This is a genomic window from Cyclobacteriaceae bacterium (assembly GCA_030584025.1).
Lineage (GTDB): Bacteria > Bacteroidota > Bacteroidia > Cytophagales > Cyclobacteriaceae > UBA2336.
In genome coordinates, this window is sequence record CP129487.1 from 1,232,008 (window position 1) to 1,255,039 (window position 23,032).

Below are 23,032 nucleotides of genomic sequence, written 5' to 3' on the forward strand. Positions count from 1 at the left end.
TTTAATGAAAGACAAATTCACGTTAGGGCTTGAGTTGCCCACCGATCCGCGGTGGGTGAATATTGCAGAGAAGAATATTGAAGATATTCTGGTTGATCATGCCTACTGTGAACAGAAGGCAGCCTCTTCCTGCATTTCCTTAATTGTTCAATATCCCGAAAAGGAAGAATTGGTAGAAATGCTGACTCCGGTAGTAGCTGAGGAGTGGGGGCATTTCGAGCGTGTGATTGAAGAGTTAAAAAAGCGCGGCTATAAATTAGGCAAGCAACGCAAGGATGCTTATGTGGAGGCTTTAAATGGCTCGATAAGAAAAGGTGGAAGCCGGGAAGAACAGTTGGTTGAAAAGCTGCTGATGAATGCGTTGATCGAGGCTCGGAGTGCGGAGCGATTTAAACAATTGTGGAAAAATATAGCCGATCAGGAGCTAGCCATCTTTTACTATGAGTTGATGGTTTCTGAAGCGGGTCACTATAAAAACTTCCTTCAATTGGCAAAGACGTACATGCCCGAGGAGTATGTTGAAAATCGTTGGCGACAATTGCTGGCCGATGAAGCCGGGATTATGAAAAAGATGGAGGTTAGAGGAGATCGGATGCATTAGTACTTCAGGTTTTCTGCTTTTTCTTCTTGGCAGCAGGAAAAAGTACGTTATTAAGAATGAGTCGGTAGCCTGGAGAATTCGGATGCTGATTGAGATCGGTTGGCTCTTCACCTACCTGATGCTGGTAGTCTTCTGGATCATGTCCACCGTAGAATGTCCAGAAGCCCTTGCCAAGAACTCCGTGTAAATATTTCGCTTCTTTAATATCTTTATTTTCTCCCATAACCACTACATCGGGTTTGATGAGGTGGTTTTTAAATCCGGTGGTTTGTCCGAAAAAACCTTTCAACACGCGGGTGTGGTTTTGGGTAAGCATGGTGGGTATAGGGTCCCATTTGGCCGAGAACTCAAAAATGGAGAAGTAATCATTGGCCTGACGCAGGCCGCGTTCATTGGGTGGATTATCGATATCGGAGAATTCATATTGATATGGGTCTCTCACTAATCTGAAATTGGTGAAGGCCAGCGTTTTTTCGTAATCGATTTTTTCCTGTGCCTGCGGATCGGCTCCATCGCCATCAAACATACGCTCACAAATATCAACACCTTCGGCTGAAAGGGCTATGTCGTAGCTATCGGTAGCCGAGCACATGGCAAACATAAAGCCACCACCTGCAACAAATTCTTTAATGCGTTTGGCTACTGCCAACTTAAGCTGGGATACTTTGTTGAAGCCATTTCTGCGCGCGGTTTCTTCTGCCTCCTTTTGGGCTTCAATATACCAAGGCATGTTGCTGAAGGATCCGTAAAACTTACCATACTGCCCGCTGAAATCTTCATGATGCAAGTGCAGCCAATCGTAGCGCGGCAACACATCTGAAAGGATTTCATCATCGTAGACCACATCATAGGGAATTTCAGCGTACGTGAGTACCAGGGTTACAGCATCATCCCACGGCTGAGCCGTTTTGGGTGAGTACACGGCAATACGTGGGTACTTCTCCAGTTTCATGATGTCGTAGTTTACGGCCGGACTGGAGATTTCCAGAATAATCTGATTGGCTTGTGCATCGGAGATCACTTCATAACTCACCCCACGTATGACGAGCTCATTCTGAATAGCAGGATGAAATTTAACCATGAAACTGCCCCCGCGGTAATTCAACAGCCAATCTACTTCCGTTTCGCTGCGCAATATCCAATAAGCTATTCCGTAGGCTTTCAGGTGGTTGGCCTGCTTCTCATCCATGGGAATAAACAGGTAATTAGCCCTTGCAAGGGCTGCAATCAGCAACAATCCAATCAAAACACTCCCCCTCATCATATGCATTAAATCAAGTGATTATTTGTGTATTCCGCCATCTCAAAGTTAGGTAAATGCCCCAATGAATAAAAAATCACAGATATTGTAACATTTCGACTCTTTAATCAACGTATTGGCATAGTAAACCGGTTTCATGAATGTGATAGAAAATATGCGGGAAGGATTGCGGTCGGTGCAGGCAAACCTGCTTCGTTCCGTACTTACCGCCCTTATTGTTGCCATCGGCATCACCGCGCTTGTAGGAGCGCTTACCGCAGTTGATGGTGTTGAACGGTCAATTAATGAGAGCTTGTCATCGCTTGGAGCGAATACATTTGATATTACCTCTAAAACCAATCGGGGTGGACGTACGGAGGGTGTTTCAGAAAAGCGATATCCAAATCTTAATTTTCGTGAGGTAAGTCAGTTTGAAAACGACTATTCATTTCCCGCTACCGTCAGTCTTTCGGCTTTTTTAACCGGAACGGCTGAGGTAAAGCGTCTTTCAAAAAAGACTAACCCAAATATTCAGGTCTTGGGTTCAAACGAGAATTACCTGCCCATTAAAGGACTTAACCTGAGGGCAGGCAGAAATTTGTCCACTATGGAGGTGGAGTACGGTACTCATGTGGCTGTGATCGGATACAAGATTTACACCGGTTTGTTCAATGAAAATGAAAATCCAATCGGAGAAAAGATTTCATTTCTTGGCGTTCAGTTTAAGGTAATTGGTGTGATTGAAGAGAAGGGTCAATCACTGGAAGGCAATTTTGATAATATGGTTGTTGTGCCCATTCGGGTGGCCAACCAAATGGCAAAGGGAAGAAGTTTGTGGTACAGGCTTACCGTTGGTATTGATGATATTAACAATGTTGATAACGCCATGGGAGAAGCCACCGGCTTAATGCGCAGAATACGTCAAGACCGGATTGGAAATGAAAATTCGTTTGAGCTTGAACGCAGTGTTTCCTTGGCTGAACGAACGGCTCAAATGGCAGGATATGTGCGCACGGCCGGATTTCTAATTGGTTTTGTTACGCTACTGGGTTCTTCCATAGCGCTTATGAATATCATGCTGGTTTCCGTAACCGAGCGCACGCGTGAAATTGGTGTACGCAAAGCTTTGGGCGCCACCCCGCTTCGTATTCGCCAGCAATTTGTAACGGAAGCGATTGTCGTGTGTTTGCTGGGAGGTGCGTTGGGTATCCTGCTGGGTATTCTTATCGGAAACCTGGGCGCACGTTTTCTAGGCATGGATAGCTACATCGTTCCATGGGTATGGATTTTCTTTGGCTTGTTTGTTTGTGTGTTTGTTGGACTCTTGTCGGGTTATTACCCGGCACACAAGGCCTCCAAGCTTGATCCAATAGAATCCTTACGCTTCGAATAAAGACTTGCTTAAGCGAGCGCTGCTTTTAACGAAATCTTAGTATTCAACAATTTCGAAATCGGGCAATTCACTTTTGCATTTTCCGCACACTCCATGAACTTCTCTTTAGAGATATCAGGAATAGATGCTTTGAGCTCAAGATCAGCATTCGTTATCGCTCCGTTCTCCAATGTGATGGTGCAGGTAGTGGATAATTCAGTAGGTGTAAACCCCGCTTCGCCTAATACAAAACTCAACTTCATCGTAAAGCATCCTGCATGAGCCGCAGCAATTAGTTCTTCCGGGTTTGTACCTACGCCTTCTTCAAACCTGGAACTGAATGAATATTGCGTTTTGTTCAGCACGGTGCTTTGTGTGCTCAAATGACCTTTACCTTCTTTACCTGAGCCTTGCCAAACGGCTGTTGCTTTGCGTTTCATATGCGTGGGATTTAGTTATGTTCTGCTGACGAAACTAACTTTTCTTGACAAACAAAACCAGATTTGAGCACAAAAGTATTTTACTTTGCGCCAGATCTTCGGCAGCTAAGAGGAGAGATGCCAGAGTGGTTGAATGGGACGGTCTCGAAAACCGTTGTGCGGGTAACCGTACCGAGGGTTCGAATCCCTCTCTCTCCGCAAATTTTTTTCTAGCCTTTTTGAGTAGCGATAAGTTTCTCCATCTCAGCCACTACAAGCGTTGTCAAGCCAGTGATGTCCGTCAAATCCTGATCCCAGAAAGACTGGTTGGATAAAAATCGGGTTGCTGTTTCTTGTAGAGAGCCGCTGCCCCAGGCTTCTTTGGAAAAGGCCAGTACCTCTGGTGCGTCATTGAGTGGAATGGTGGAGCCATTCCAGGTTCCTTTATAGAAACAGATCAAGGCTGCGAGCGAGTGAATCAATCGATGCGGCAAGGATTGCTTGCGGTTGATGTATTCAATAAGTGAAGGCAACACCCGCACTTTATATTTTGAGATTGAGTTAAGTGCTATGGTAATCAGCTCATGTTTAATAAATGGATTTTGAAAACGTTCAATTACATCATGCGCGAATTGTTTTAATTCGCTTTGGGGTAAGTCCAGTGTTGGGATAATCTCTTCAATAACTGCTTCGCGAATAAATTTCCCGATATAGGCATCATCAACTGCTTCCCGTACGGTACGCAAGCCATGCAAATAAGCCACCGGCACCATGGCTGTGTGGGCACCATTTAATATGCGCACCTTTCTGGTGCGGTAAGGTGATTGATCGGAAACAAATTTTACGTCCAGTCCTGCTTGTTTAGCGGGTAACTTATGCTTTAACTCTTCAGGCCCTTCAATTACCCACAGGTGAAAGGGTTCTGCGGTAACAACTAAGTTATCTTCATAGCCAAGTTGTTGCTGAATCTCACCAATCGTTTCTTTTGGAAAGCCAGGAACAATGCGGTCGACTAACGTATTGCAAAACGTTGTATGGTTTTCAATCCATTGTCTGAATTCGTGTGGCAAGCGCCAAAGTTGTATGTATTGAAGTATTACATTTTTCAGCTCTAGTCCGTTTTTATCAATCAGTTCGCACGGAATGATGGTTAATGCTTTTTTTGGATCACCATGAAAAAACCAAAATCGATGGTGAAGCAGTAACGTTAATTTTCCAGGAAAGCTCTTAGGTAAAGTTTGTAAGGAGCGGTCGTTTTCATCAAATGCAATACCAGCCTCGGTAGTGTTGGAAATAACAAACTCCAGGTCTGGATTTTCGGCTGCTTTTAAAAAGCCATTGAAATCTTCAAACGGATTGATCACACCGGTAACGCAGGTAATCAACCTGGTTTCGGAAAATGATTTTCCATTTTTGATTCCATTCAACACGACATGGTATAATCCTTCTTGTTTATTGATGAGTTCTCCCATGCCATTGGCAAGTGGCTGAACGATTTGTACCGAACCGTTGAATCCAGCACGTTCATTCATCAGGTCAACCATCCAATCGACAAATGCACGCAAAAAATTCCCTTCCCCAAATTGCAATACCTTAACGGGATGCTGTTGTTTAACACCAGCATTTTCTCGGTTTAATTTCTTTAACATCTTAAAATGTTATGATCCTTATTTAAAATTTGAAATACTCCTTTGCATTGTAGTGGCAGATGTCCGAGACGATCTTGCCTAACCACTTTTCATCTTTAGGCAATTCACCATTTTCTACATCACGCCCAATCAGGTTGCATAGTATTCTCCGGAAATATTCATGACGCGGATAGGAGAGGAAGCTTCGTGAATCGGTAAGCATACCAATAAAGCAACTCAGCAAACCTAAATTGGAAAGCGCATTGATTTGCTTTTCCATTCCATCCTTCTGATCGAGGAACCACCAGGCAGAACCAAACTGGATTTTTCCTTTTGAGGAGCCATCATTAAAGTTGCCAATCATGGTGCCCATCACTTCGTTATCTGATGGGTTGAGGTTATAAAGAATGGTTTTGGCTAACTGATTGGTTGAGTCAAGATCATTCAAAAATCGCGACAATGCTACACTTTGTGAGAAATCACCGATGGAATCAAAACCGGTATCGGGTCCGAGCTCGCGAAGCATGCGTTCGTTGGTGTTACGCAAGGCGCCTAAGTGAAATTGCTGCGTCCAGCCTTGTTTGTGATACAGGCGACACAATTCCAATAGCGTTTTATATTTAAAGAAGCGCACTTCGTCAGCCGAAAGGGCTTCAAGCTTTTTTACTTTTTTAAAGAGGGCCTCAATATCAAATGCATTGGCATGGAAGTGATAGAGTTGTTCCAAACCATGATCTGCTAATTTGCACCCAACGCTTACAAAAAACTCAATTCGCTTTTCCAATGCTTTCAATAAATCCGCATAGCGGTTGATGTCCACATTAGCCACGCTACTAAGCTGACCGAGGTAGGTGAGGTAGGCTGCCGGATTTTCAACAGCGTATGCCTTATCGGGCCTAAACGTAGGCAGAATTTTAATTTCAAAATTTTCCTGTTTGAGCTGAAGATGGTCTTCCAATGAGTCGGCTGGATCATCCGTGGTACAGACAACCTGAACATTCATTTTCTTCAGCAACGCGCGTGTTGAGTATTCCTGGGTATTCAGTTTTTCTGTGCAATCCTTGTAAATGGCATTGGCACTATCAGGATTTAGCAACTGGTTGATGCCAAAGTATCGTTGTAGTTCAAGGTGCGTCCAATGGTACAACGGATTGCGTACAGTATACGGAACCGTGTATGCCCATTTCTCAAATTTATCTTTATCGGATGCGTTACCGGTAATGTACTTTTCATTGATGCCCAATGTGCGCATGGCGCGCCACTTGTAATGATCACCGGCCAACCAGATCTGTGACACATTTTCAAACTGTCGGTTACGGGCAATGTCTCGTTGCGGCAGGTGGCAATGGTAGTCTATAATGGGAAGATTTTTGGCGTAATCGTGATACAGAATCTTGGCAAACTCGTTTTGCAATAAAAAATCTTCCGTTAAAAATGAGGTGTTTAATAGGGCTTCACTCATGATGTTCGGGTGTCTATTTGCGTTGTGATGATTTTCGAATGATCAATTCAGGTTTAAGCACAGTCTTTTTCGGAACAAATGTTTTGTTTCCGGCTCCAATTTGTTCTAAAAATATTTCGGCTGTGGCATTTCCCATTTGTTTGCTACGCTGATCGATGGTGGTAAGTTGTGGTTCTGAGAACCAGGTAAAGGGTTCGTTACCAAAACCAACCAGGGCAATGTCTTGCGGGATTCTGATGTTGCGTTCCTTTAATACCTGCATAGCGCCCATGGCGCCATAGTCACTGGCAGAAAATACGGCATCCGGTGGTTCGGGTAGGGACAGTAGTTTTAACATCGATTCACGGCCATCATCCAACTGCAGGTTGCTGCCAACAACGAGTGATTCGTCATAGGCAATGCCGTGATCTTGCAAGGCTTCTCTGTATCCGCGGAAGCGTTCACGATAGATGCTTATTTTTTTTATTCCCGTGAAATGGGCTATTCGCTTGCATCCCTGGTTGATGAGGTGCTTTACGGCATTGTATGCGCCCTGATAGTCATCAATAATTACAGAGCTCACCTCCAGTTCTTCGTTCGATCGGTCGAACATGATCAAGGGAATTCCTTTGTTCTTGACTTTTAAAAAGTGTTCAAAGTCTTCCGTACCTTTTGCATAGGAGGCGATGATGCCATCCACTCGCGCATTGAGTAACGCTTCAACCGTGGCAACTTCCTTTTCGTAGTTGTCGTATGATTGGCAGATCATTACGTTGTACTGCGCGGTGTTGGCAATTTCTTCAATGCCGCGAACCACAGAAGAAAAGAAACTACGATCGGCTGTGGGTACGATAATGCCGATGATTTTACTGCGCCCGTTTCGTAAGGCGGCTGCAATGTGATTGGGTTGATAGTTAAGTTTTTCTGCTGCTTTCAATACGGCTTTCTTGGTTTCTTCACTGATCCGCGGATGGTTTTTAAGCGCGCGCGAAACGGTTGAAGCCGTAATGTTTAATTTTTTTGCGATGTCGTGTATGGTTGCGCGTTCTCTTCTCATACTTCGTTTGAAGGTTTGCCAATGGTTGCCAACAAGCCACCATCAACATAAATAATTTGTCCGTTAACAAAGTTGCTGGCTGCGGATGACAAAAAGATAGCAGCACCGGCTAAATCTTCCGGATCACCCCAACGGCCTGCCGGTGTTCGGTTAATGATAAATTCATTGAACGGATGCCCCTCCGTTCGGATCGGAGCGGTTTGGGCGGTGGCAAAGTAGCCGGGGCCGATGCCATTCACCTGTATGTTATGCCTGGCCCATTCGGTTGCCATGTTTTTGGTTAGCATTTTCAATCCTCCCTTAGCGGCTGCATAGGCGGATACTGTGTTGCGACCAAGCTCACTCATCATGGAACAGATGTTGATGATTTTTCCTGCCTTGCGCTGAATCATGTACTTACCAACATGTTTGGATACGATAAAGGGACCAACCAGATCAATGTCAATTACTTTTCTGAAGTCAGCCGCCTCCATCTCCAACATGGGTGTGCGCATTATAATTCCGGCATTATTAATAAGTATATCAATCGGGCCAACTTCCTGCTCGATTTTATCGACTGCTGATTTAACTTCTGCTTCGTTGGTTACATCAAAGAGAAATCCGTGCGCGGTAAAGCCTGCAGCTTTGTATTCTGCCAGAGCGGATTTCATTTTTTCTTCAGTATGCCCATTGATTAATAGGGTAGCGCCTGCACTTGCCAGGCCTTTGGCCATTGCCATACCAAGGCCGTGGGTGCCGCCTGTAATAAGCGCCCGTTTGTGTTTTAAATTAAAAAGTTCAGGCATCATTATTATCGCAAGTTAATCGGCTGCACCACATCCATGTCGTTATAGTCAAGATTTTCTCCGGCCATTCCCCATATAAAGGAATAGTTGCTGGTGCCGGCACCAGCATGAATCGACCACGGGGGTGATATAACAGCCTGGTGATTTTTTACCCACAGTGGCCGGGTTTCCTCAGGTTCTCCCATGAAGTGGCAGACCGCCTGATTATCGGGAACGTTAAAATACAGGTAAATTTCCATGCGCCTGTCGTGAGTATGGGGTGGCATGGTATTCCACACGCTGCCCGGTTTCAATTCGGTTAGCCCCATTTGAAGCTGACACGTTTCAATTACTCCACTGATAAGCAGTTTGCGGATGGTTCGTTGGTTTGCCGTTTGTTGTGATCCTAATTCCACTGTCTCGGCCTGATCAAGCGAAACCTTTTTTACCGGATAAGCATGATGTGCCGGTGCTGCATTATAGTAGAATAGGGGAGTGCCATTTTTCCCAGGAAGGAACACTACCTTTTTTGTTCCCATTCCTATATATAATGCTTCTTTGGGTTGAAGTTCAATTTCCTTTCCATCCACTTCAATTGAGCCAGTTGCTCCAACATTGATAATCCCCATCTCTCTGCGCTGCAGGAAGAAATCCGCTTTTAAAATTTCCGGTACCTCAAGAGCAAGTGGTTTTGAGGAGGGCATAGCACCTCCCGCCATAAAGCGATCATACAAAGTATAGTGAGCAGTAACCTTATCTGCAGCAAAAATGGTATCAATCAGGTAGTGCTCCCGAAGCTCAGGGGTGGTGAAGTGTTTACTTTGAGACGGATGAACGGCATGACGCACAGAATCTGGAACAATTGAACTCATAGTGTGTAATCGTTTGCGCAATATAATCGATAATTCATGTGATTGGATCAGACAGGTGTATATCCAAAAGCGTTGTGCTTTCAATCTTTACTTCTGTCAAAAGCCTTTTATTCAGATTATAAAGCCACTTATTTTCAAAAATTTAAAATTTGTTTTGGTAAATATACGAAGACTTTATAATATGCAATCGATTGCGCATAAAATTGCTAAAAATCGATTGCGACAAGGCAATTTCAGGCTCAGTCAGGCTGGCATTTTCTTACTTAATAACCCTTAATACTCCTTTATGAATAGAATTGTACGATCAGTAAAGCTTACAATTGCTTCAGCAGTTGTCTTGTTGCTGTTGTGCACTCCAGACCTCCTTGCGCAGACCCGCACCGTAACCGGAACGGTAACGTCTGAGGGAGAGGCTTTGCCGGGTGTAACAGTAACGGAGAAAGGAACCTCTAACGGAACGGTAACCGACAGTGATGGCAAATTCACCATCTCTGTTTCGGGAAGCGCCACCTTGGTTTTCACGTTTGTGGGAATGACACCACAGGAAGTGGCGGTAGGTAGCCAAACGAATCTTGCGGTTGAGATGGTAGCTGATATTTCACAATTGGAAGAAGTTGTGATTGTTGGTTATGGTACTGCTAAAAAGGCCGACCTGACCGGATCAATTGTATCGGTAGGTGGCGATGACTTGAAGAAAATGCCGGTTGCCACCGTAGCCGAAACACTTACTGGTCGTTTGGCTGGCGTACAGGTAACTTCCACAGAGGGATCTCCCGATGCTGAAATCAATATTCGTGTGCGGGGCGGAACTTCCATTTCGCAGGATAATAATCCATTATATATAGTAGATGGTTTCCCGGTGAACAGCATTTCCGATGTATCGCCATCCGATATTGAAACCATCACCGTATTAAAGGATGCTTCATCAACAGCCATTTATGGTTCACGTGGTGCTAACGGTGTGGTATTGATTACCACCAAAGGCGGTACCACCGATGGGAAGGTGTCGGTAAATTTTAACACGTTTACCGGTTTTAAGCGAATTGCCAAAACCCTTGATGTACTCGCACCGCAGGACTATGTGAAATGGCAATATGAATATGCCATGATGAGAGATGAAGATGATATCTCTTCATTTGAAAATTTCTTTGGCACTTTTCAGGATATTGATTTGTATGCTGGTTTGAGAGGTAATAACTGGCAGTCCCAAATCTATGGGCACACCGGAAAGGTATTTAATAATGATCTTAGCGTAAGGGGTGGAACTGAGAAATTTAATTACTCCATCAATTATGCACGATTCCAGGAGGATGCTATTATGCTTGCTTCTGACTATACACGCGATAACATTACGGTTAGACTGAATAACAAGCCAACGGATAAGGTTGAAATTGGTTTTACTCTGCGTTACTCTAACACGGAAATCAATGGAGGTGGAGCGAACGAACAAAATGAAGTTTCATCAGCAGATTCCCGGTTGAAGCACAGCGTAAGTTATTCCCCGCTTTCTATTCCGGGATTGGTGTCTGATGCTGATGATACGAATGAACAGCTAGTAGGAGATCTCACAAATCCCATCAGGGCTACTTACGATAATAACCGCTATCAGGAACGCACAATTTCAACATTGGAGGAAGTTTTGGATGGACTATAATTGACAATCTTAAACTGAAAATAGAAGGTGGTATAGATCGATATAATACACGTGACTATAGGTTTTACGGAACAACAACGTACTATAGTAAAAAACACACCTACTGGTAACAGGATGCCCGCTGTGATTATGGCAGAGGGGAAACGACTTCGTCTCCGTAACACCAACACCTTGAGTTATGATTTCAGAGGATTATTTAACAATAGTGACCACAATCTTAATGTGCTCGTGGGACATGAAGTGCTTACCAGTAATGATAACACCCTGAGATCAACGCTTCATGGTTTTGATGTGCTCTTCACTTCTGAAGAGGCGTTCCGATTAACCTCTCTGGCAAAGTTTCCTATCTCCGTAAGTAACTTTTATAGTCCGAACGATCACTTGCTTTCATTTTTTGCCCGTGCGAATTACAATTACAGAGGTCGATATTTTGTGGAAGGTGTGTATCGTGCGGATGGTTCAAGTCGTTTCTTAGGAGATAATGTATGGGGCTATTTCCCTTCGATGTCGGTCGGATGGAAAATCTCGGAAGAAGGATTTATGTCAGGCCTTCTGAATAGAATTAACCTTTTGAAATTGAGAGCGAGCTACGGAGAGTCTGGCAACAATAATATTCCTACAGGACAAACTTTCCAGTTTTTTGAGCCTGCAACAGGCACATCGCTAGGTTGGATGAATGGAGTTACCACTTATCTAACACCTTCTAAAACAATGGCTAATCCAGATTTGAAATGGGAAACAACCGTTACGACCAACATAGGCCTGGACTATGGCTTGTTGCAAAATCGTATCACTGGTACGATTGAACTATACAGAAATCTTACGAAGGATCTCCTTGTACGTTTCCCCACAACGGGCACAGGTTATGAAGATCAATACCGAAATATGGGTGAAACAGAAAATAAGGGTATTGAGTTGTCGCTTACATATGCGGCCATAGATAAAGAGGACTATGGACTTAATATTAGTGCCAACATTAGTTTTAATCGAAATAAAATAATCTCGCTTGGTTCACTACAAGAGATAACCGCGGGAACAAACTCTAACTGGGCATCCACACAAATCGGTAATGACTACAAGGTGGCAGTTGGCTATGCGTTAGGACAGATGTACGGTTATTTGAATGATGGTCGTTACGAAGTGTCAGATTTGAAGGATACGATGACGGTACGGATAGGTGGATTTTGAAAGCAGGTGTGGCTGATGCATCAGGTGTGGTTGGTACTTTGGGTGACCCCAGGCCAGGAATGATGAAGTTGCGAGATGTAAGTGGTGACGGTGTTGTTAATGCTAATGACCTAAGAGTTATAGGTAGTGCACTTCCCAAACATACAGGTGGCTTTTCTCTAAATGGCTATGCATATGGTTTCGATATCACAGCAAACTTTAATTGGAGTTACGGTAACCAGGTATATAACGCAAATAAAATAGAGTACACAACCGCCAACCCAAATAATCAGTACAGAAATTTAATCGATATAATGGCTGAGGGGTCAAGATGGACAAACATCAACGCATCCGGAGAATTGGTAACTGACCCCACCGAATTGGCTTCGCTAAATAGTAACACTACAATGTGGTCGCCATTTATGAGTCGTTATGTATTTAGTGATTGGGCTGTTGAAGATGGGTCATTTCTTAGACTAAACACCCTTACGCTTGGGTATACAATTCCATCAGCCATAACTTCAAAAGTAAGGATTAAGAACTTCAGGGTTTATGCAACCGGTTATAATGTGTTTTTACTTACCAACTATAGTGGTTTTGATCCTGAAGTGTCAACACGCAGGAATACACCATATACTCCTGGTGTAGACTTCTCTGCATATCCTCGCAGCAGGCAAGTGGTATTTGGTTTAAACTTTAATTTTTAACCTGAGGCAATTTGACTATGAAAACGAAATATATAATCATAATATTTTTTGCCAGCGTACTTACATCATGCAATGATTTCTTTGATGCGCCAAGTAAGTCTTCGTTGGACGAATCGGTGATTTTCTCAACGCCAAGTTTGGCACAGGAAACAGTGAATAGTGTGTTGATTCCCATGATGGAAACCAACTCCTACCGTGGCCGTTTTTTACCAATGTATGGCATGAATACGGATGTGGAGTGGCACAACAATTCACAAACGATAAGCGGTGCATCTGATCTGGCAACCTATAATGCTCTTGCGAATAATGACCAGATGAATCTGGCAAATTCTGCTTGGGCAATGATGTTCTCTGGTATTGAGCGCGCTAACCTTTGTATTCGTGGGCTTCGTACATATGGTAATCCGACATCAAACAGGCGTATGGGTGAATTGCTTGCCACTGCGCTTACTTACCGTGCCATATATTATGCCGATTTGATCAAAGCTTGGGGTGATGTGCCTGAACGTTTTGAACCAATTACATCAGAAACGCTTTATAAGCCGAAAGTTGACCGTGACCTTATTTACAATCAATTGCTGAAAGATTTGGAAGAAGCCGCGGCTTTAGCCTCCTGGCCAAATGAATCAGAAAATACAGCTACGGTGGAGCAAATAAACAAGGCATTTGTAAAAGGCTTGCGCGCACGTATAGCGTTAGCTGCCGCAGGGTATTCTCAACGACCAGATGGTATTCGGAAAGGCCAATTACCTGATTTTACTGAGCAACAGTTGTATCAAATTGCGCTACAGGAATGTACAGATGTAATTGAGAGTGGAAAAGCGCATTTGGAGCCAACATTTGAAGGCCTTTGGAGGAAATACAATCAAGAAGTACTCGCTGCTGGTGGAGAATCGCTTTGGGAAATACCCTTTTCTGATGGTCGTGGGCGGATGTTATTCACATTTGCAGTGCGCCACCAAAACGCAGGGGACCAGTATCATAATAATGGATCAAATCGCGGTGGTGTAGCTGGTCCTTTGCCTCATGTATTTTATGACTACGATGCAATGGACGCAAGACGCGATGTTACTTGTGTACCTTATCGATATGGAACAACATCCGGAACGATAGTTAGCCCGATAAACGGATTATCCAGACCTTTTGCTAAACAAGAGCTGGTTGGACTGAACACTTGGTTCTTCGGCAAGTACCGGTATGAATGGATGAATCGTTTTGTTGATAATTCCAATGACGATGGTGTGAATAAAATGTATATGCGCTATGCAGAGGTGTTATTGATGGCTGCTGAGGCTGCTTACTTCCTTGGACAGGAGGGGGTTGCTAAGGATCATCTTAAGACAATCCGTAGAAGAGCTTTTCCGGCATCTGAACACGCTACTAAAGTGGATGCTTATGTAAATGCATTAAGTGGGGTTGCTCTATTTAATGCAATTGTGGATGAGCATAAATTTGAGTTTTGTGGAGAAATGGAGCGTAAACAAGCTCTTATTCGGTGGAATTTACTTAAAGAAAAATTGGATGAAGCCAAAGAAAAAATGGACAGGCTCAGAAATCGAACAGGTGAGTATGCCGATGTACCTGCTAACGTGTATTACAAATATGCTGCTGATGGAGAAACGTTGCAATTATATGGTTTTAATCGTGGAGAAACAGCAAATCCCGGTGGTGATTATATAGAGTTTGTAACTGGTGGAGGTGATCCTTTTGTGAGACCCGGTGCCATAAGCGATGATAAAATCAATACTATTTACAGAAATGATCCAGATACAAAACAGTTATGGCCCATCTTTCAGGTATTTATTGATGCGAGCAATGGTACGTTGGTAAACGACTACGGATATTAAAATGATAACAGATATGAAGCATATATATATCAAAACATTGTTGTTCATCAGTTCATTCGGATTATTCTCCGTTTCCTGTGACGATAATATTGACCCGCTGGTGGAAGAGCTTGAGTTGGCGCGTGTATTGTCCCCTCACGGACTTCAGGCTTTTATACGAAACAGAACAACCATTGAACTTACCTGGAATGTTCGTGATGATGTGGATCATTATGTTGTGGAGTTTAGCGAGGATAGTTTGTTGTTCACATCCATCATTCGCACCATTACCGTGCAACCCGATGAACTTCCGGTGCAGGAAGTATTTTTTGGTGACACGCGATATTCCGCACGGGTAAAGGGAGTAAGTGCTGCAGGTGTAGCAGACTCTAAGTGGTCGGCAATTACCGTGCTTACTGAATCTGAAAATATTTTCCTTCCGTTGGCTAATGATAACATCGGTTCAACGGAGGTAACGCTTTCATGGCCAGCAGGAAGTGAGGTTACCCGGTTTGTGATTAATCCTGGTAATGTTGAAAGGAATATATCTGCGGGCGAAAAAGCAGCCGGTGAAGCAACGATTACGGGTCTTAGCGGTCTTACCAATTATTCAGTTACCATGTACTCGGGTAGCAGCCAACGGGGTTTTATTGAATTCAGAACACTGGTGGATCCTGCCGGTCCGAATACCATTGAGGTACAGGCAACAGATGACCTGAGCGCTGTAATTGCTGGTGCTGCTCCTGGAAGCATCTTGGTGCTTCACCCTGGTGATTATTTGGCCTATACCGGCTCAATCGACATAAATAAGTCTATTGAGATCAGAGGCTATTTGCCATACAATAGGCCATTGCTTCATGTTCAATTTAGCATTCTGGACGCAGCGGCATCTGTAGTATTAGGTGACCTTGACCTGGACGGAGATGAGACGCTTAATGATGTGGTTCGTTACAACACGGCTGCTGTTACTTACGGTACACTAAAACTTGAAGGGTGTAATATACACGACTTTGCACGATCATTTATTGCTGGAAACGTAGCCTCAACGGTTAATGCCATCGAAGTAAATGATTGTATTGTAACCAATGTGCTTACATCTGGTGGCGATTTTATTGATTTCAGAAATACATATGTGGTCGATTTAAAAGTGGTAAACAGCACATTTAATAACAGCTCTCCTGGTCGTGATTTTATCCGCATGGATGCGGCATCCGGTTTTAGTGGTACAGGGCTTAACTCTAATGTGTTAATTGATCATTGTACATTGTATGGCGTATCCAATACTGCCGACAGAATTCTGTATGTACGATTCAATTCAAACTCATTAACGGTTCAGAATACACTCATTGCGGCAACTGACGGATATTATTCGAATCAAGGCGGTACTTCGCAGCCAACATGTTCAAATAATAATTATTTCAGTGCGGCAGGCTTTTATACAGAAGCTTATGTCGCAAACGCTAAGATTGATCTTTCAGCAAATTTCACAACACTGGATCCGGGTTTTGCCGATGCGGCCAATGGAGACTTTACCATTTCCAATCAGTCGCTTATAGACAGACAAGTGGGTGATCCGAGATGGAGAAATTAACAGGTTTGGTTAAAGTAGAGTTAGGTTAGTGTGACAAGGGGTGTGAATTCACACCCTTTGTTTTACATCTGAGTGGTAGTTAGAATGAGAAATTGCTTTAAAAGATATCTCTGTTTGATTGTGTTAGGAATCATGAGTGGATGCTCATCATCCGACCCGGAACCAAAAGTTGAAGGGCCAACTCCGGTTGAAGAAGAGGCATTTGCTTTTCCGGGTGCTGATGGTTTTGGATATAAAACCACAGGTGGAAGAGGTGGCCAGGTGATTAAAGTAACTAACCTGAATGATTCTGGTGTTGGGAGTTTGCGCGCAGCTATTAGTGCATCGGGTGCGCGCATTGTCGTGTTCGAAGTTTCAGGTACCATCGAATTGCTCAGTAACCTCAATATTACTAATCCGAACATTACCATTGCCGGACAAACCGCTCCGGGTGATGGCATCACCATAAAAAACTATCCGGTATTTGTGGGTGCCGACAATGTGATTATCCGCTTTTTGCGTTTTCGGTTGGGTAATGAAAAGCAAATTGAAGGCGATGCCATCTGGGGACGCTTCAAGAAAAATATCATCATCGATCATTGCTCCATGAGTTGGTGCACCGATGAAACGGCCTCGTTTTATGCCAACCAGGATTTCACACTGCAGTGGTGCATTATTTCTGAAAGCCTTAATGAATCGTTGCACGATAAAGGAGCACACGGCTACGGTGGTATTTGGGGAGGTGATCGCGCCAGTTTTCATCACAACCTCATCGCGCATCATAAAAGTCGTACACCGCGATTTAATGGCTTTCGGTCAGGCACCTACAGTGCAGGCAATCCGTATCCAAACGAACATGTGGATTACCGTAACAATGTAGTGTACAACTGGGTGGGTGAGGGCACGTATGGTGGAGAAAACGGGAATTACAATATAGTGAACAACTACTATAAACCCGGACCAGCCACCACGTCTAATCAATCCCGCATTTTGGTAGCCTATAAAGAAGTGTTTCAAGATCGTACCGGAGATGGTAAGTTTTATATCGATGGGAATTATGTTCATGGCAGTGCTTCGGTTACGGCTAACAATTGGAGTGGGGTAACTTTTAAAAATGGCGCGACAGAATTGGCTTCAAAGCTGAGCACCCCATTGGAATTTACCATGATCACCCAACATACCGCCCAAGAAGCCTATGAAAAAGTATTGGCGCATGCAGGTGCCAGCCTTAAGCGCGATGCGGTTGATATACGTGTGATAGAGGAAGTAAGTACGGGAACGGCAACCTACAACGGCTCCGAGACAGGACTTCCGGGTGTTATCGACAGTCAGGAAGATGTTGGTGGGTGGCCTGAATTGGAAAGTCTTACACCTCCACTTGATTCGGATGGCGATGGAATGCCCGATGAGTGGGAAATTGAAATGAAACTCGATCCGAATAAAGCCAATGCCAACGGAAGAGAGTTGAGTACGGCTTATGATAACATTGAAGTGTATTTGAATAGCCTTGTGGCCGAACTTATCAGTAATCAGCAATGAAAGTAAAGTTACTTAGTCTGATTCTTCTATTGTTTGTGTTGTCGGCTCATGCGCCTACCGATGCAATCACCGTTTATCTCGTGGGTGATTCTACAATGTCGGAAAAAGAGGTAAAGGCATATCCGGAAACAGGATGGGGCATGCCCTTTCGTTACTTCTTTAATGAAACGGTGGTAGTTGAGAACCATGCCCGTAATGGAAGGAGCACGCGCACCTTTATCACGGAAGGTCGCTGGCAGACGGTTTCTGATAAGTTAAGAAAGGGCGACTATGTGTTTATTCAATTCGGTCATAACGATGAATCGAAAGAGAAGGCGGATCGCTATACGTCACCGGAGGATTACAAAAAAAATCTAGCACGCTTTATAAATGAATCGCTTGCAAAGGGCGCTGTTCCGGTGTTGTTAACTCCTGTTGCCCGAAGAAGGTTTGATGAGCAGGGAAATATAAGAGAAAGTCATCCGGAGTATTCACCTTTGGTGCATGAAGTGGCTAAGCAATTGAACGTGGCGTTCATTGATCTGGATAAGCGAAGTCAAGCGTTGTATCAACAGTTTGGCAAGGAAAACTCGAAGCTGTTATTCCTTCAATTAAAACCTGGTGAACATCCCAATTATCCTGAAGGAAAAGATGACAATACGCATTTTAATGAATTGGGGGCGCGACTCATTGCACAAATCGTATTGGAAGAAATTCAAAACCTGAAGCTTGAACTCGCAAATCGTATTATAAAAAATGAAGTAAAACGATGAATAAAAAATTGCTTGTACTCACTGCGCTGATTTTCGCGCTGAACTCTTGTTCCAACAAGTCTGCGCCTGTGGCGGCTGATCCCTGGCTGGAAGCGGAAGCTATTCTGGCGCGTATCGTTCCACCCACATTTCCGGATAAAGATTTTCTGGTTACCGATTATGGTGCTGTTGGCGATAGCCTAACCGATTGTACTGATGCCTTTGCAAAAGCGATTGCCGCTTGCCACGAAGCAGGGGGTGGAAGAGTTGTGGTTCCTGCAGGGGACTTCTCAACAGGCGCTATTCATTTAAAGAGTAATGTGAATCTTCATGTTTCAAAGGGTGCACGACTTTTATTCAGTCGCGACCCGAATAAATATTTACCTCAGGTGTACACCCGTTTCGAGGCTATTGAGTTGATGAACTATTCTCCATTGATTTATGCCTATGAGCAGGAAAACATTGCCGTAACCGGTGAAGGTGAATTGAATGGTCAGGCCGATGATGATCACTGGTGGTATTGGAAAGGGAAGTGGGGACATGCCGGTGTTACCCGTGAAGCGCGTGAACACCAGCAAAAGCCGGCCAATGAACGTTTGAAGAAAATGGCCGAAGATGGTGTGCCGGTAAGTGAACGTATTTTTGGTGAGGGCGATTACCTGCGCCCCAGTTTTGTGCAGCCTTATAAGTGTAAGAATGTACTGATTGAAGGGGTGACTATTAAAGACTCACCGATGTGGGTGCTACACCCTGTGTTGAGTGAAAATGTTACGATTCGTAATGTTACGGTAATCAGTCATGGTCCGAATAGCGATGGCTGTGATCCTGAATCTTCGAAGGATGTGTTGATTGAAGGTTGTGTGTTCGATACCGGTGATGATTGTATTGCGATCAAGTCGGGGCGTGATCACGATGGTAGACGCGTGAACGTGCCAAGCGAAAATATTATTGTACGAAAATGTGTGATGAAAGATGGACATGGTGGTGTGGTTATCGGCAGTGAAGTTTCCGGAAATGTGCGCAACGTATTTGCAGAAGATTGCGAAATGAGCAGTCCGAACCTGGATCGGGCATTACGCATTAAATCGAATCCAAGAAGGGGAGGGATTATTGAGAATGTGTACATGCGAAATGTGACGGTTGGTGATGTAGCCGATGCTGTTGTGCGTATCTTTATGTTCTACGCGAATGAAACAGGGGATAACTACCCCATTGTTCGCAATGTGCAGGTAAAGAATGTTACCAGTAAAAAATCGAAATATGGAATATTAATTGAAGCGGATGAAGATCATCCGGTTGAAGGCATTTACCTCGAGGATTGTTCCTTTGAAAATGTATCAGATGGAAACATTTTAAAGGGCTATAAAAATTTGGAGTTGAAAAATGTGAAGGTGAATGGTGAGGAGGTAAAAATTGATTGATTATTCTCGTCATTGCGAGGAGCGAAGGGCTGGAAGGAGAGTTGGGTGACGAAGCAATCTCTCACTATATAATTAAGGATTTGACGTAAAGCCTGGGATTGCTTCGTCACTCGAACGATTTGTATGATCATTAAAGACTGATTTTGTTCCTCGCAATGACGTTAACTATTGTTTGTTTCAAACTAAATCTATGAAAAATATAATCTTCTTAATCGTACCCTTGCTTATCTGGTCTTGTGGTTCAAGTGAAAAGCAAGGAGAATTTGCTGAATCCATTAGTGTTACGGCAACTAACCCTGCAGCGTTTGATCGGAGGGATGTACTGGTCTTTATCCCTCAGGAAAAACTTTCGTCTGACTTCAATCCCAAAGCATTTGTGGTGGTGGATGGAGAAACAGAAATTCCGAGTCAGTTTAATCATCACGATGATGATTTCAAAGGAATTGTTGTTGTGCTTGATCAAATGAAAGCCAATGAAACACGGGCGTTAACGATTCAATACAATAAAGAGGGAGAAATCGCGCGGCAATATCCGAAACGAACTCAGGCTGAACTTTCGCACAAGGTTGGTGGTGAATGGAAGGAAAGAGAGTATATCGGTGGTGATTTTAAAAATGTAGATTACCTGCGTGTTCCGCCTGAGCATAAAGATCATTCGTGGTTTATACGCTACGAAGGTCCGGGTTGGGAATCAGATAAAGTCGGGTATCGCTTTTACCTTGATCAACGCAATGCGGTTGATGTGTTTGGGAAGACAACATCAGAGCCATCCCTTCAAAAGGCTGGCCTTGATGGTTTTGATTCCTATCACGAAATGCAGGAGTGGGGAATGGACGTGTTGAAGGTGGCAAAGTCGCTGGGTGTAGGTTCTATCGGCTATTTTAATGGTACAAATGCGGTTCGTGTTGAAGTGACCGACAGCGTAGAATGTAAAATTGTGGAAAACGGAAATCTGTTCTCTTCCATTACAACCAATTATTATGGATGGAATACAGGCAGCGCAAAAACGAATGTCAGCTCACGACTTTCTATTCATGCCGGTACTCGGTTAACCTTAAATAAATTAGATCTTTCTGCTGAGGTGGATAATATCTGTTCCGGACTAATCAATGATCCTAAAGCAAAATTATTTACGCACACCTCCAATGATCAGCAATTTGGATTCATCGCCACTTATGGCAAGCAAAGCCTGAATGACGATAACCTTGGGATCGCTGTGCTCTTCAGCAAAGCTGATTTCATAGAGTTTACCCAGGATGAATTCAGTCATATCGTAAAAATGAAACCAGCGGATGGCAAGCTGGCCTATTATTTCTTAGCGGCATGGGAAGGCGAACCCGGTGGTATAAAAACTGAAGAAGAATTCTTAGCATATCTCAATCAGGTAGCAAAAGAGTTGGCTAATCCGGTACTAGTAGAAGTAAAATAGAAATGAATCGATTCCTTTTTTTAGCGTTAATTGTTTTATTCGCGTGTAACAAACCTGCGTCAGGGCCTGATCAGGTAATGATTACGGTTAAACGTAATTACGATATTCCAAAGAAATCTGAAGCGGTTGTCATTTCTATTCCATGGAATGAATTGATTTCTCGCGCTCCTGGTGTAGCGTCAACAACACCGGTTGTTACCGATAAAAATTTTGGTGCAGGTGTGCCTGTAAAATTAGCGGACACCAATGGCGACAACCAACCCGATTACCTGGTGCTGGAGTATACCTTGAATTCAAATGAGCCAGTATTTACTTTTTTAATTCACGCAGGAGAGAAGCGGCAGGATGTAGTGTCTTCAACACAAGAGGCTGATGCACGATTTAGTGTTTCTTTTCTTACTCCACTGCGTGAGTACGAAAAGAAGAATGGACCAATAGTCGACTTTTCATCAGCGCTGGTGAAGAGCACCATGAATCAGTATCCTGACCTGAAAGATTTTCCGGTTTATGCTCCACATCGTTGGAATTACGAGTATAGCTTTTTTATGGCAGGTGCCTATCGGCAGGGAAAGAAAGTTAATAACCCTGATTATGTTTCGTACGCCAGGCAATGGATAGACGGATTTATTACAGATGAAGGAACATTCAAACCAGGTGTGTATGAAATGGAAGAATATAAACTTGATGATATTCTGCCCGGACGTGTGGTACTGTATCTCCATGAGGAGACCGGTGACGCCAAGTATAAATCCATTGCCGATACGTTGATGCTGCATCTATCGCAACAGCCCAAGACGAGCGATGGCGGATACTGGCACAAAGAAATTTATCCATATCAGATGTGGTTGGATGGAATTTTTATGGCCGATGTTTTTTCGATGCAATATGCCAGTGCGTTTAATGCGCCTGAATGGTACGATGAATCCATCCATCAGATTAAATTGATTTACGAGCATACGCTTGATCCTACAACCGGTTTGTTGTATCACGGTTGGGATGAATCGAAAAACCCGGTGTGGGCCCATCCTGAGCGGGGTACTTCGCCCGAATTTTGGGGCAGGGCAGTAGGTTGGTATTTGATGGCATTGGTGGAAAGCCTGGATTACATTCCGGAAAATCATCCGGAGCATAAGGATGTGATAAAAATATTGCAAGACTTATCCACAGCTGTTAAAAAATATCAGGATACTCAATCCAAGTTATGGTACCAGGTGTTGGATAAGGGGAATCAGGAAGGCAACTGGATTGAGACCTCTTGTTCGGCCATGTTTGCGTATGCGTTTGCGAAAGGACATCGACAAGGATTTTTAGACGAAATATATTTAACTGCCGCAAACGAAGCATTTGACGCTTTGATTGATCAGTATGTGTTTGTTGATGATTCTGGAAACCTTCACCTTGATCAAACGGTGAAGATCGGAACGCTGAATCCAAAGAACTCAAAAGGAGATTTTGAGTATTACGTTACCACTGAACGAAGAATTGATGATTATAAGGGATTGGCTTCGTTATTGTTTTTAAGTATTGAATTAAATCGATAATTTCTTAGCGTCTTTGCGCCTTTGCGGTTTGGATATGTTGCTACTAAGGCGCG

Annotated in this window: 19 protein-coding genes and 1 tRNA gene; 13 read left to right on the forward strand and 7 right to left on the reverse strand. The window is 43.6% G+C overall.

The genetic code is table 11. The features are described 5' to 3' along the window. The first annotated feature begins 4 nt into the window (after positions 1-4). Complete coding sequence (locus tag QY309_05855) at positions 5-601, forward strand: tRNA-(ms[2]io[6]A)-hydroxylase (protein WKZ61006.1); 597 nt, start codon at positions 5-7, stop codon at positions 599-601. 4 nt (positions 602-605) lie between these two features. On the opposite strand, the gene QY309_05860 is transcribed toward QY309_05855, so the two are convergent. Further along, entirely contained in the window at positions 606-1,865 is a 1,260-nt protein-coding gene (locus QY309_05860) for an asparagine synthetase B (GenBank protein ID WKZ61007.1), read from the reverse strand. Positions 1,866-1,998: 133 nt separating this feature from the next. Here QY309_05860 and QY309_05865 point away from each other — a divergent pair, with 133 nt between their 5' ends. Further along, the gene (locus tag QY309_05865) at positions 1,999-3,234 is read left to right on the forward strand and encodes an ABC transporter permease (GenBank protein WKZ61008.1); all 1,236 of its coding nucleotides are present in this window, start codon (positions 1,999-2,001) and stop codon (positions 3,232-3,234) included. Between the two features lie 8 nt (positions 3,235-3,242). On the opposite strand, the gene QY309_05870 is transcribed toward QY309_05865, so the two are convergent. Continuing rightward, positions 3,243-3,653 carry an OsmC family protein gene (locus tag QY309_05870; GenBank protein ID WKZ61009.1) on the reverse strand — a complete coding sequence of 137 codons (411 nt, stop codon included), beginning with the start codon at positions 3,651-3,653 and terminating at the stop codon, positions 3,243-3,245. A 111-nt stretch (positions 3,654-3,764) separates the two neighbouring features. Here QY309_05870 and QY309_05875 point away from each other — a divergent pair. Beyond that, positions 3,765-3,851 (forward strand) — tRNA-Ser (locus QY309_05875). An 11-nt stretch (positions 3,852-3,862) separates the two neighbouring features. Here QY309_05875 and QY309_05880 read toward each other — a convergent pair. The 5 genes from QY309_05880 to kduI are packed head-to-tail and all read right to left on the reverse strand — an operon-like array spanning position 3,863 to position 9,394. Further along, on the reverse strand, positions 3,863-5,281 hold the full coding sequence (locus QY309_05880) for a tagaturonate reductase (protein ID WKZ61010.1): 1,419 nt from the start codon (positions 5,279-5,281) through the stop codon (positions 3,863-3,865). Positions 5,282-5,303: 22 nt separating this feature from the next. Then, on the reverse strand, positions 5,304-6,722 hold the full coding sequence (gene uxaC / locus QY309_05885) for a glucuronate isomerase (protein ID WKZ61011.1): 1,419 nt from the start codon (positions 6,720-6,722) through the stop codon (positions 5,304-5,306). Between the two features lie 13 nt (positions 6,723-6,735). Beyond that, positions 6,736-7,758 carry a LacI family DNA-binding transcriptional regulator gene (locus QY309_05890; GenBank protein ID WKZ61012.1) on the reverse strand — a complete coding sequence of 341 codons (1,023 nt, stop codon included), beginning with the start codon at positions 7,756-7,758 and terminating at the stop codon, positions 6,736-6,738. Then, on the reverse strand, positions 7,755-8,543 hold the full coding sequence (locus QY309_05895) for a gluconate 5-dehydrogenase (GenBank protein WKZ61684.1): 789 nt from the start codon (positions 8,541-8,543) through the stop codon (positions 7,755-7,757). The genes QY309_05890 and QY309_05895 overlap by 4 nt, the downstream gene beginning before the upstream one ends. A gap of 5 nt (positions 8,544-8,548) precedes the next feature. Continuing rightward, complete coding sequence (gene kduI / locus QY309_05900; protein ID WKZ61013.1) at positions 8,549-9,394, reverse strand: 5-dehydro-4-deoxy-D-glucuronate isomerase; 846 nt, start codon at positions 9,392-9,394, stop codon at positions 8,549-8,551. A 286-nt stretch (positions 9,395-9,680) separates the two neighbouring features. Here kduI and QY309_05905 point away from each other — a divergent pair, with 286 nt between their 5' ends. From QY309_05905 to QY309_05950, 10 genes are all read left to right on the forward strand, one after another. Next, the gene (locus QY309_05905; GenBank protein WKZ61014.1) at positions 9,681-11,048 is read left to right on the forward strand and encodes a SusC/RagA family TonB-linked outer membrane protein; all 1,368 of its coding nucleotides are present in this window, start codon (positions 9,681-9,683) and stop codon (positions 11,046-11,048) included. A gap of 114 nt (positions 11,049-11,162) precedes the next feature. Next, on the forward strand, positions 11,163-12,236 hold the full coding sequence (locus QY309_05910) for a TonB-dependent receptor (GenBank protein WKZ61015.1): 1,074 nt from the start codon (positions 11,163-11,165) through the stop codon (positions 12,234-12,236). Positions 12,237-12,295: 59 nt separating this feature from the next. Then, positions 12,296-12,922 carry a hypothetical protein gene (locus QY309_05915; GenBank protein WKZ61016.1) on the forward strand — a complete coding sequence of 209 codons (627 nt, stop codon included), beginning with the start codon at positions 12,296-12,298 and terminating at the stop codon, positions 12,920-12,922. Between the two features lie 17 nt (positions 12,923-12,939). Then, a complete protein-coding gene (locus tag QY309_05920) occupies positions 12,940-14,769 on the forward strand; it encodes a RagB/SusD family nutrient uptake outer membrane protein (GenBank protein ID WKZ61017.1) in 1,830 nt (609 codons plus the stop codon). 13 nt (positions 14,770-14,782) lie between these two features. Then, positions 14,783-16,339 carry a DUF4957 domain-containing protein gene (locus tag QY309_05925; protein ID WKZ61018.1) on the forward strand — a complete coding sequence of 519 codons (1,557 nt, stop codon included), beginning with the start codon at positions 14,783-14,785 and terminating at the stop codon, positions 16,337-16,339. 132 nt (positions 16,340-16,471) lie between these two features. Then, positions 16,472-17,857 (forward strand): pectate lyase, encoded by a 1,386-nt coding sequence (locus tag QY309_05930; GenBank protein WKZ61019.1) that lies wholly within the window; start codon positions 16,472-16,474, stop codon positions 17,855-17,857. Further along, a complete protein-coding gene (locus tag QY309_05935) occupies positions 17,854-18,609 on the forward strand; it encodes a rhamnogalacturonan acetylesterase (protein WKZ61020.1) in 756 nt (251 codons plus the stop codon). Before QY309_05930 ends, QY309_05935 begins: the two co-directional genes overlap by 4 nt. Next, the gene (locus QY309_05940; protein WKZ61021.1) at positions 18,606-20,009 is read left to right on the forward strand and encodes a glycoside hydrolase family 28 protein; all 1,404 of its coding nucleotides are present in this window, start codon (positions 18,606-18,608) and stop codon (positions 20,007-20,009) included. Before QY309_05935 ends, QY309_05940 begins: the two co-directional genes overlap by 4 nt. Before the next feature lie 190 nt (positions 20,010-20,199). After that, positions 20,200-21,438 (forward strand): DUF4861 domain-containing protein, encoded by a 1,239-nt coding sequence (locus tag QY309_05945; protein ID WKZ61022.1) that lies wholly within the window; start codon positions 20,200-20,202, stop codon positions 21,436-21,438. Between the two features lie 2 nt (positions 21,439-21,440). After that, a complete protein-coding gene (locus QY309_05950; GenBank protein ID WKZ61023.1) occupies positions 21,441-22,979 on the forward strand; it encodes a glycoside hydrolase family 88 protein in 1,539 nt (512 codons plus the stop codon). Positions 22,980-23,032 lie beyond the last annotated feature (53 nt).

Excerpts from the sequence above, each read along its gene's own strand:
- QY309_05855 (WKZ61006.1), top strand. The coding sequence starts at position 5 with ATGAAAGACAAATTCACGTTAGGGCTTGAGTTGCCCACCGATCCGCGG.
- QY309_05860 (WKZ61007.1), bottom strand. The coding sequence starts at position 1,865 with ATGATGAGGGGGAGTGTTTTGATTGGATTGTTGCTGATTGCAGCCCTT.
- QY309_05865 (WKZ61008.1), top strand. The coding sequence starts at position 1,999 with ATGAATGTGATAGAAAATATGCGGGAAGGATTGCGGTCGGTGCAGGCA.
- QY309_05870 (WKZ61009.1), bottom strand. The coding sequence starts at position 3,653 with ATGAAACGCAAAGCAACAGCCGTTTGGCAAGGCTCAGGTAAAGAAGGT.
- QY309_05880 (WKZ61010.1), bottom strand. The coding sequence starts at position 5,281 with ATGTTAAAGAAATTAAACCGAGAAAATGCTGGTGTTAAACAACAGCAT.
- uxaC (WKZ61011.1), bottom strand. The coding sequence starts at position 6,722 with ATGAGTGAAGCCCTATTAAACACCTCATTTTTAACGGAAGATTTTTTA.
- QY309_05890 (WKZ61012.1), bottom strand. The coding sequence starts at position 7,758 with ATGAGAAGAGAACGCGCAACCATACACGACATCGCAAAAAAATTAAAC.
- QY309_05895 (WKZ61684.1), bottom strand. The coding sequence starts at position 8,543 with ATGCCTGAACTTTTTAATTTAAAACACAAACGGGCGCTTATTACAGGC.
- kduI (WKZ61013.1), bottom strand. The coding sequence starts at position 9,394 with ATGAGTTCAATTGTTCCAGATTCTGTGCGTCATGCCGTTCATCCGTCT.
- QY309_05905 (WKZ61014.1), top strand. The coding sequence starts at position 9,681 with ATGAATAGAATTGTACGATCAGTAAAGCTTACAATTGCTTCAGCAGTT.
- QY309_05910 (WKZ61015.1), top strand. The coding sequence starts at position 11,163 with ATGCCCGCTGTGATTATGGCAGAGGGGAAACGACTTCGTCTCCGTAAC.
- QY309_05915 (WKZ61016.1), top strand. The coding sequence starts at position 12,296 with ATGATGAAGTTGCGAGATGTAAGTGGTGACGGTGTTGTTAATGCTAAT.
- QY309_05920 (WKZ61017.1), top strand. The coding sequence starts at position 12,940 with ATGAAAACGAAATATATAATCATAATATTTTTTGCCAGCGTACTTACA.
- QY309_05925 (WKZ61018.1), top strand. The coding sequence starts at position 14,783 with ATGAAGCATATATATATCAAAACATTGTTGTTCATCAGTTCATTCGGA.
- QY309_05930 (WKZ61019.1), top strand. The coding sequence starts at position 16,472 with ATGAGTGGATGCTCATCATCCGACCCGGAACCAAAAGTTGAAGGGCCA.
- QY309_05935 (WKZ61020.1), top strand. The coding sequence starts at position 17,854 with ATGAAAGTAAAGTTACTTAGTCTGATTCTTCTATTGTTTGTGTTGTCG.
- QY309_05940 (WKZ61021.1), top strand. The coding sequence starts at position 18,606 with ATGAATAAAAAATTGCTTGTACTCACTGCGCTGATTTTCGCGCTGAAC.
- QY309_05945 (WKZ61022.1), top strand. The coding sequence starts at position 20,200 with ATGAAAAATATAATCTTCTTAATCGTACCCTTGCTTATCTGGTCTTGT.
- QY309_05950 (WKZ61023.1), top strand. The coding sequence starts at position 21,441 with ATGAATCGATTCCTTTTTTTAGCGTTAATTGTTTTATTCGCGTGTAAC.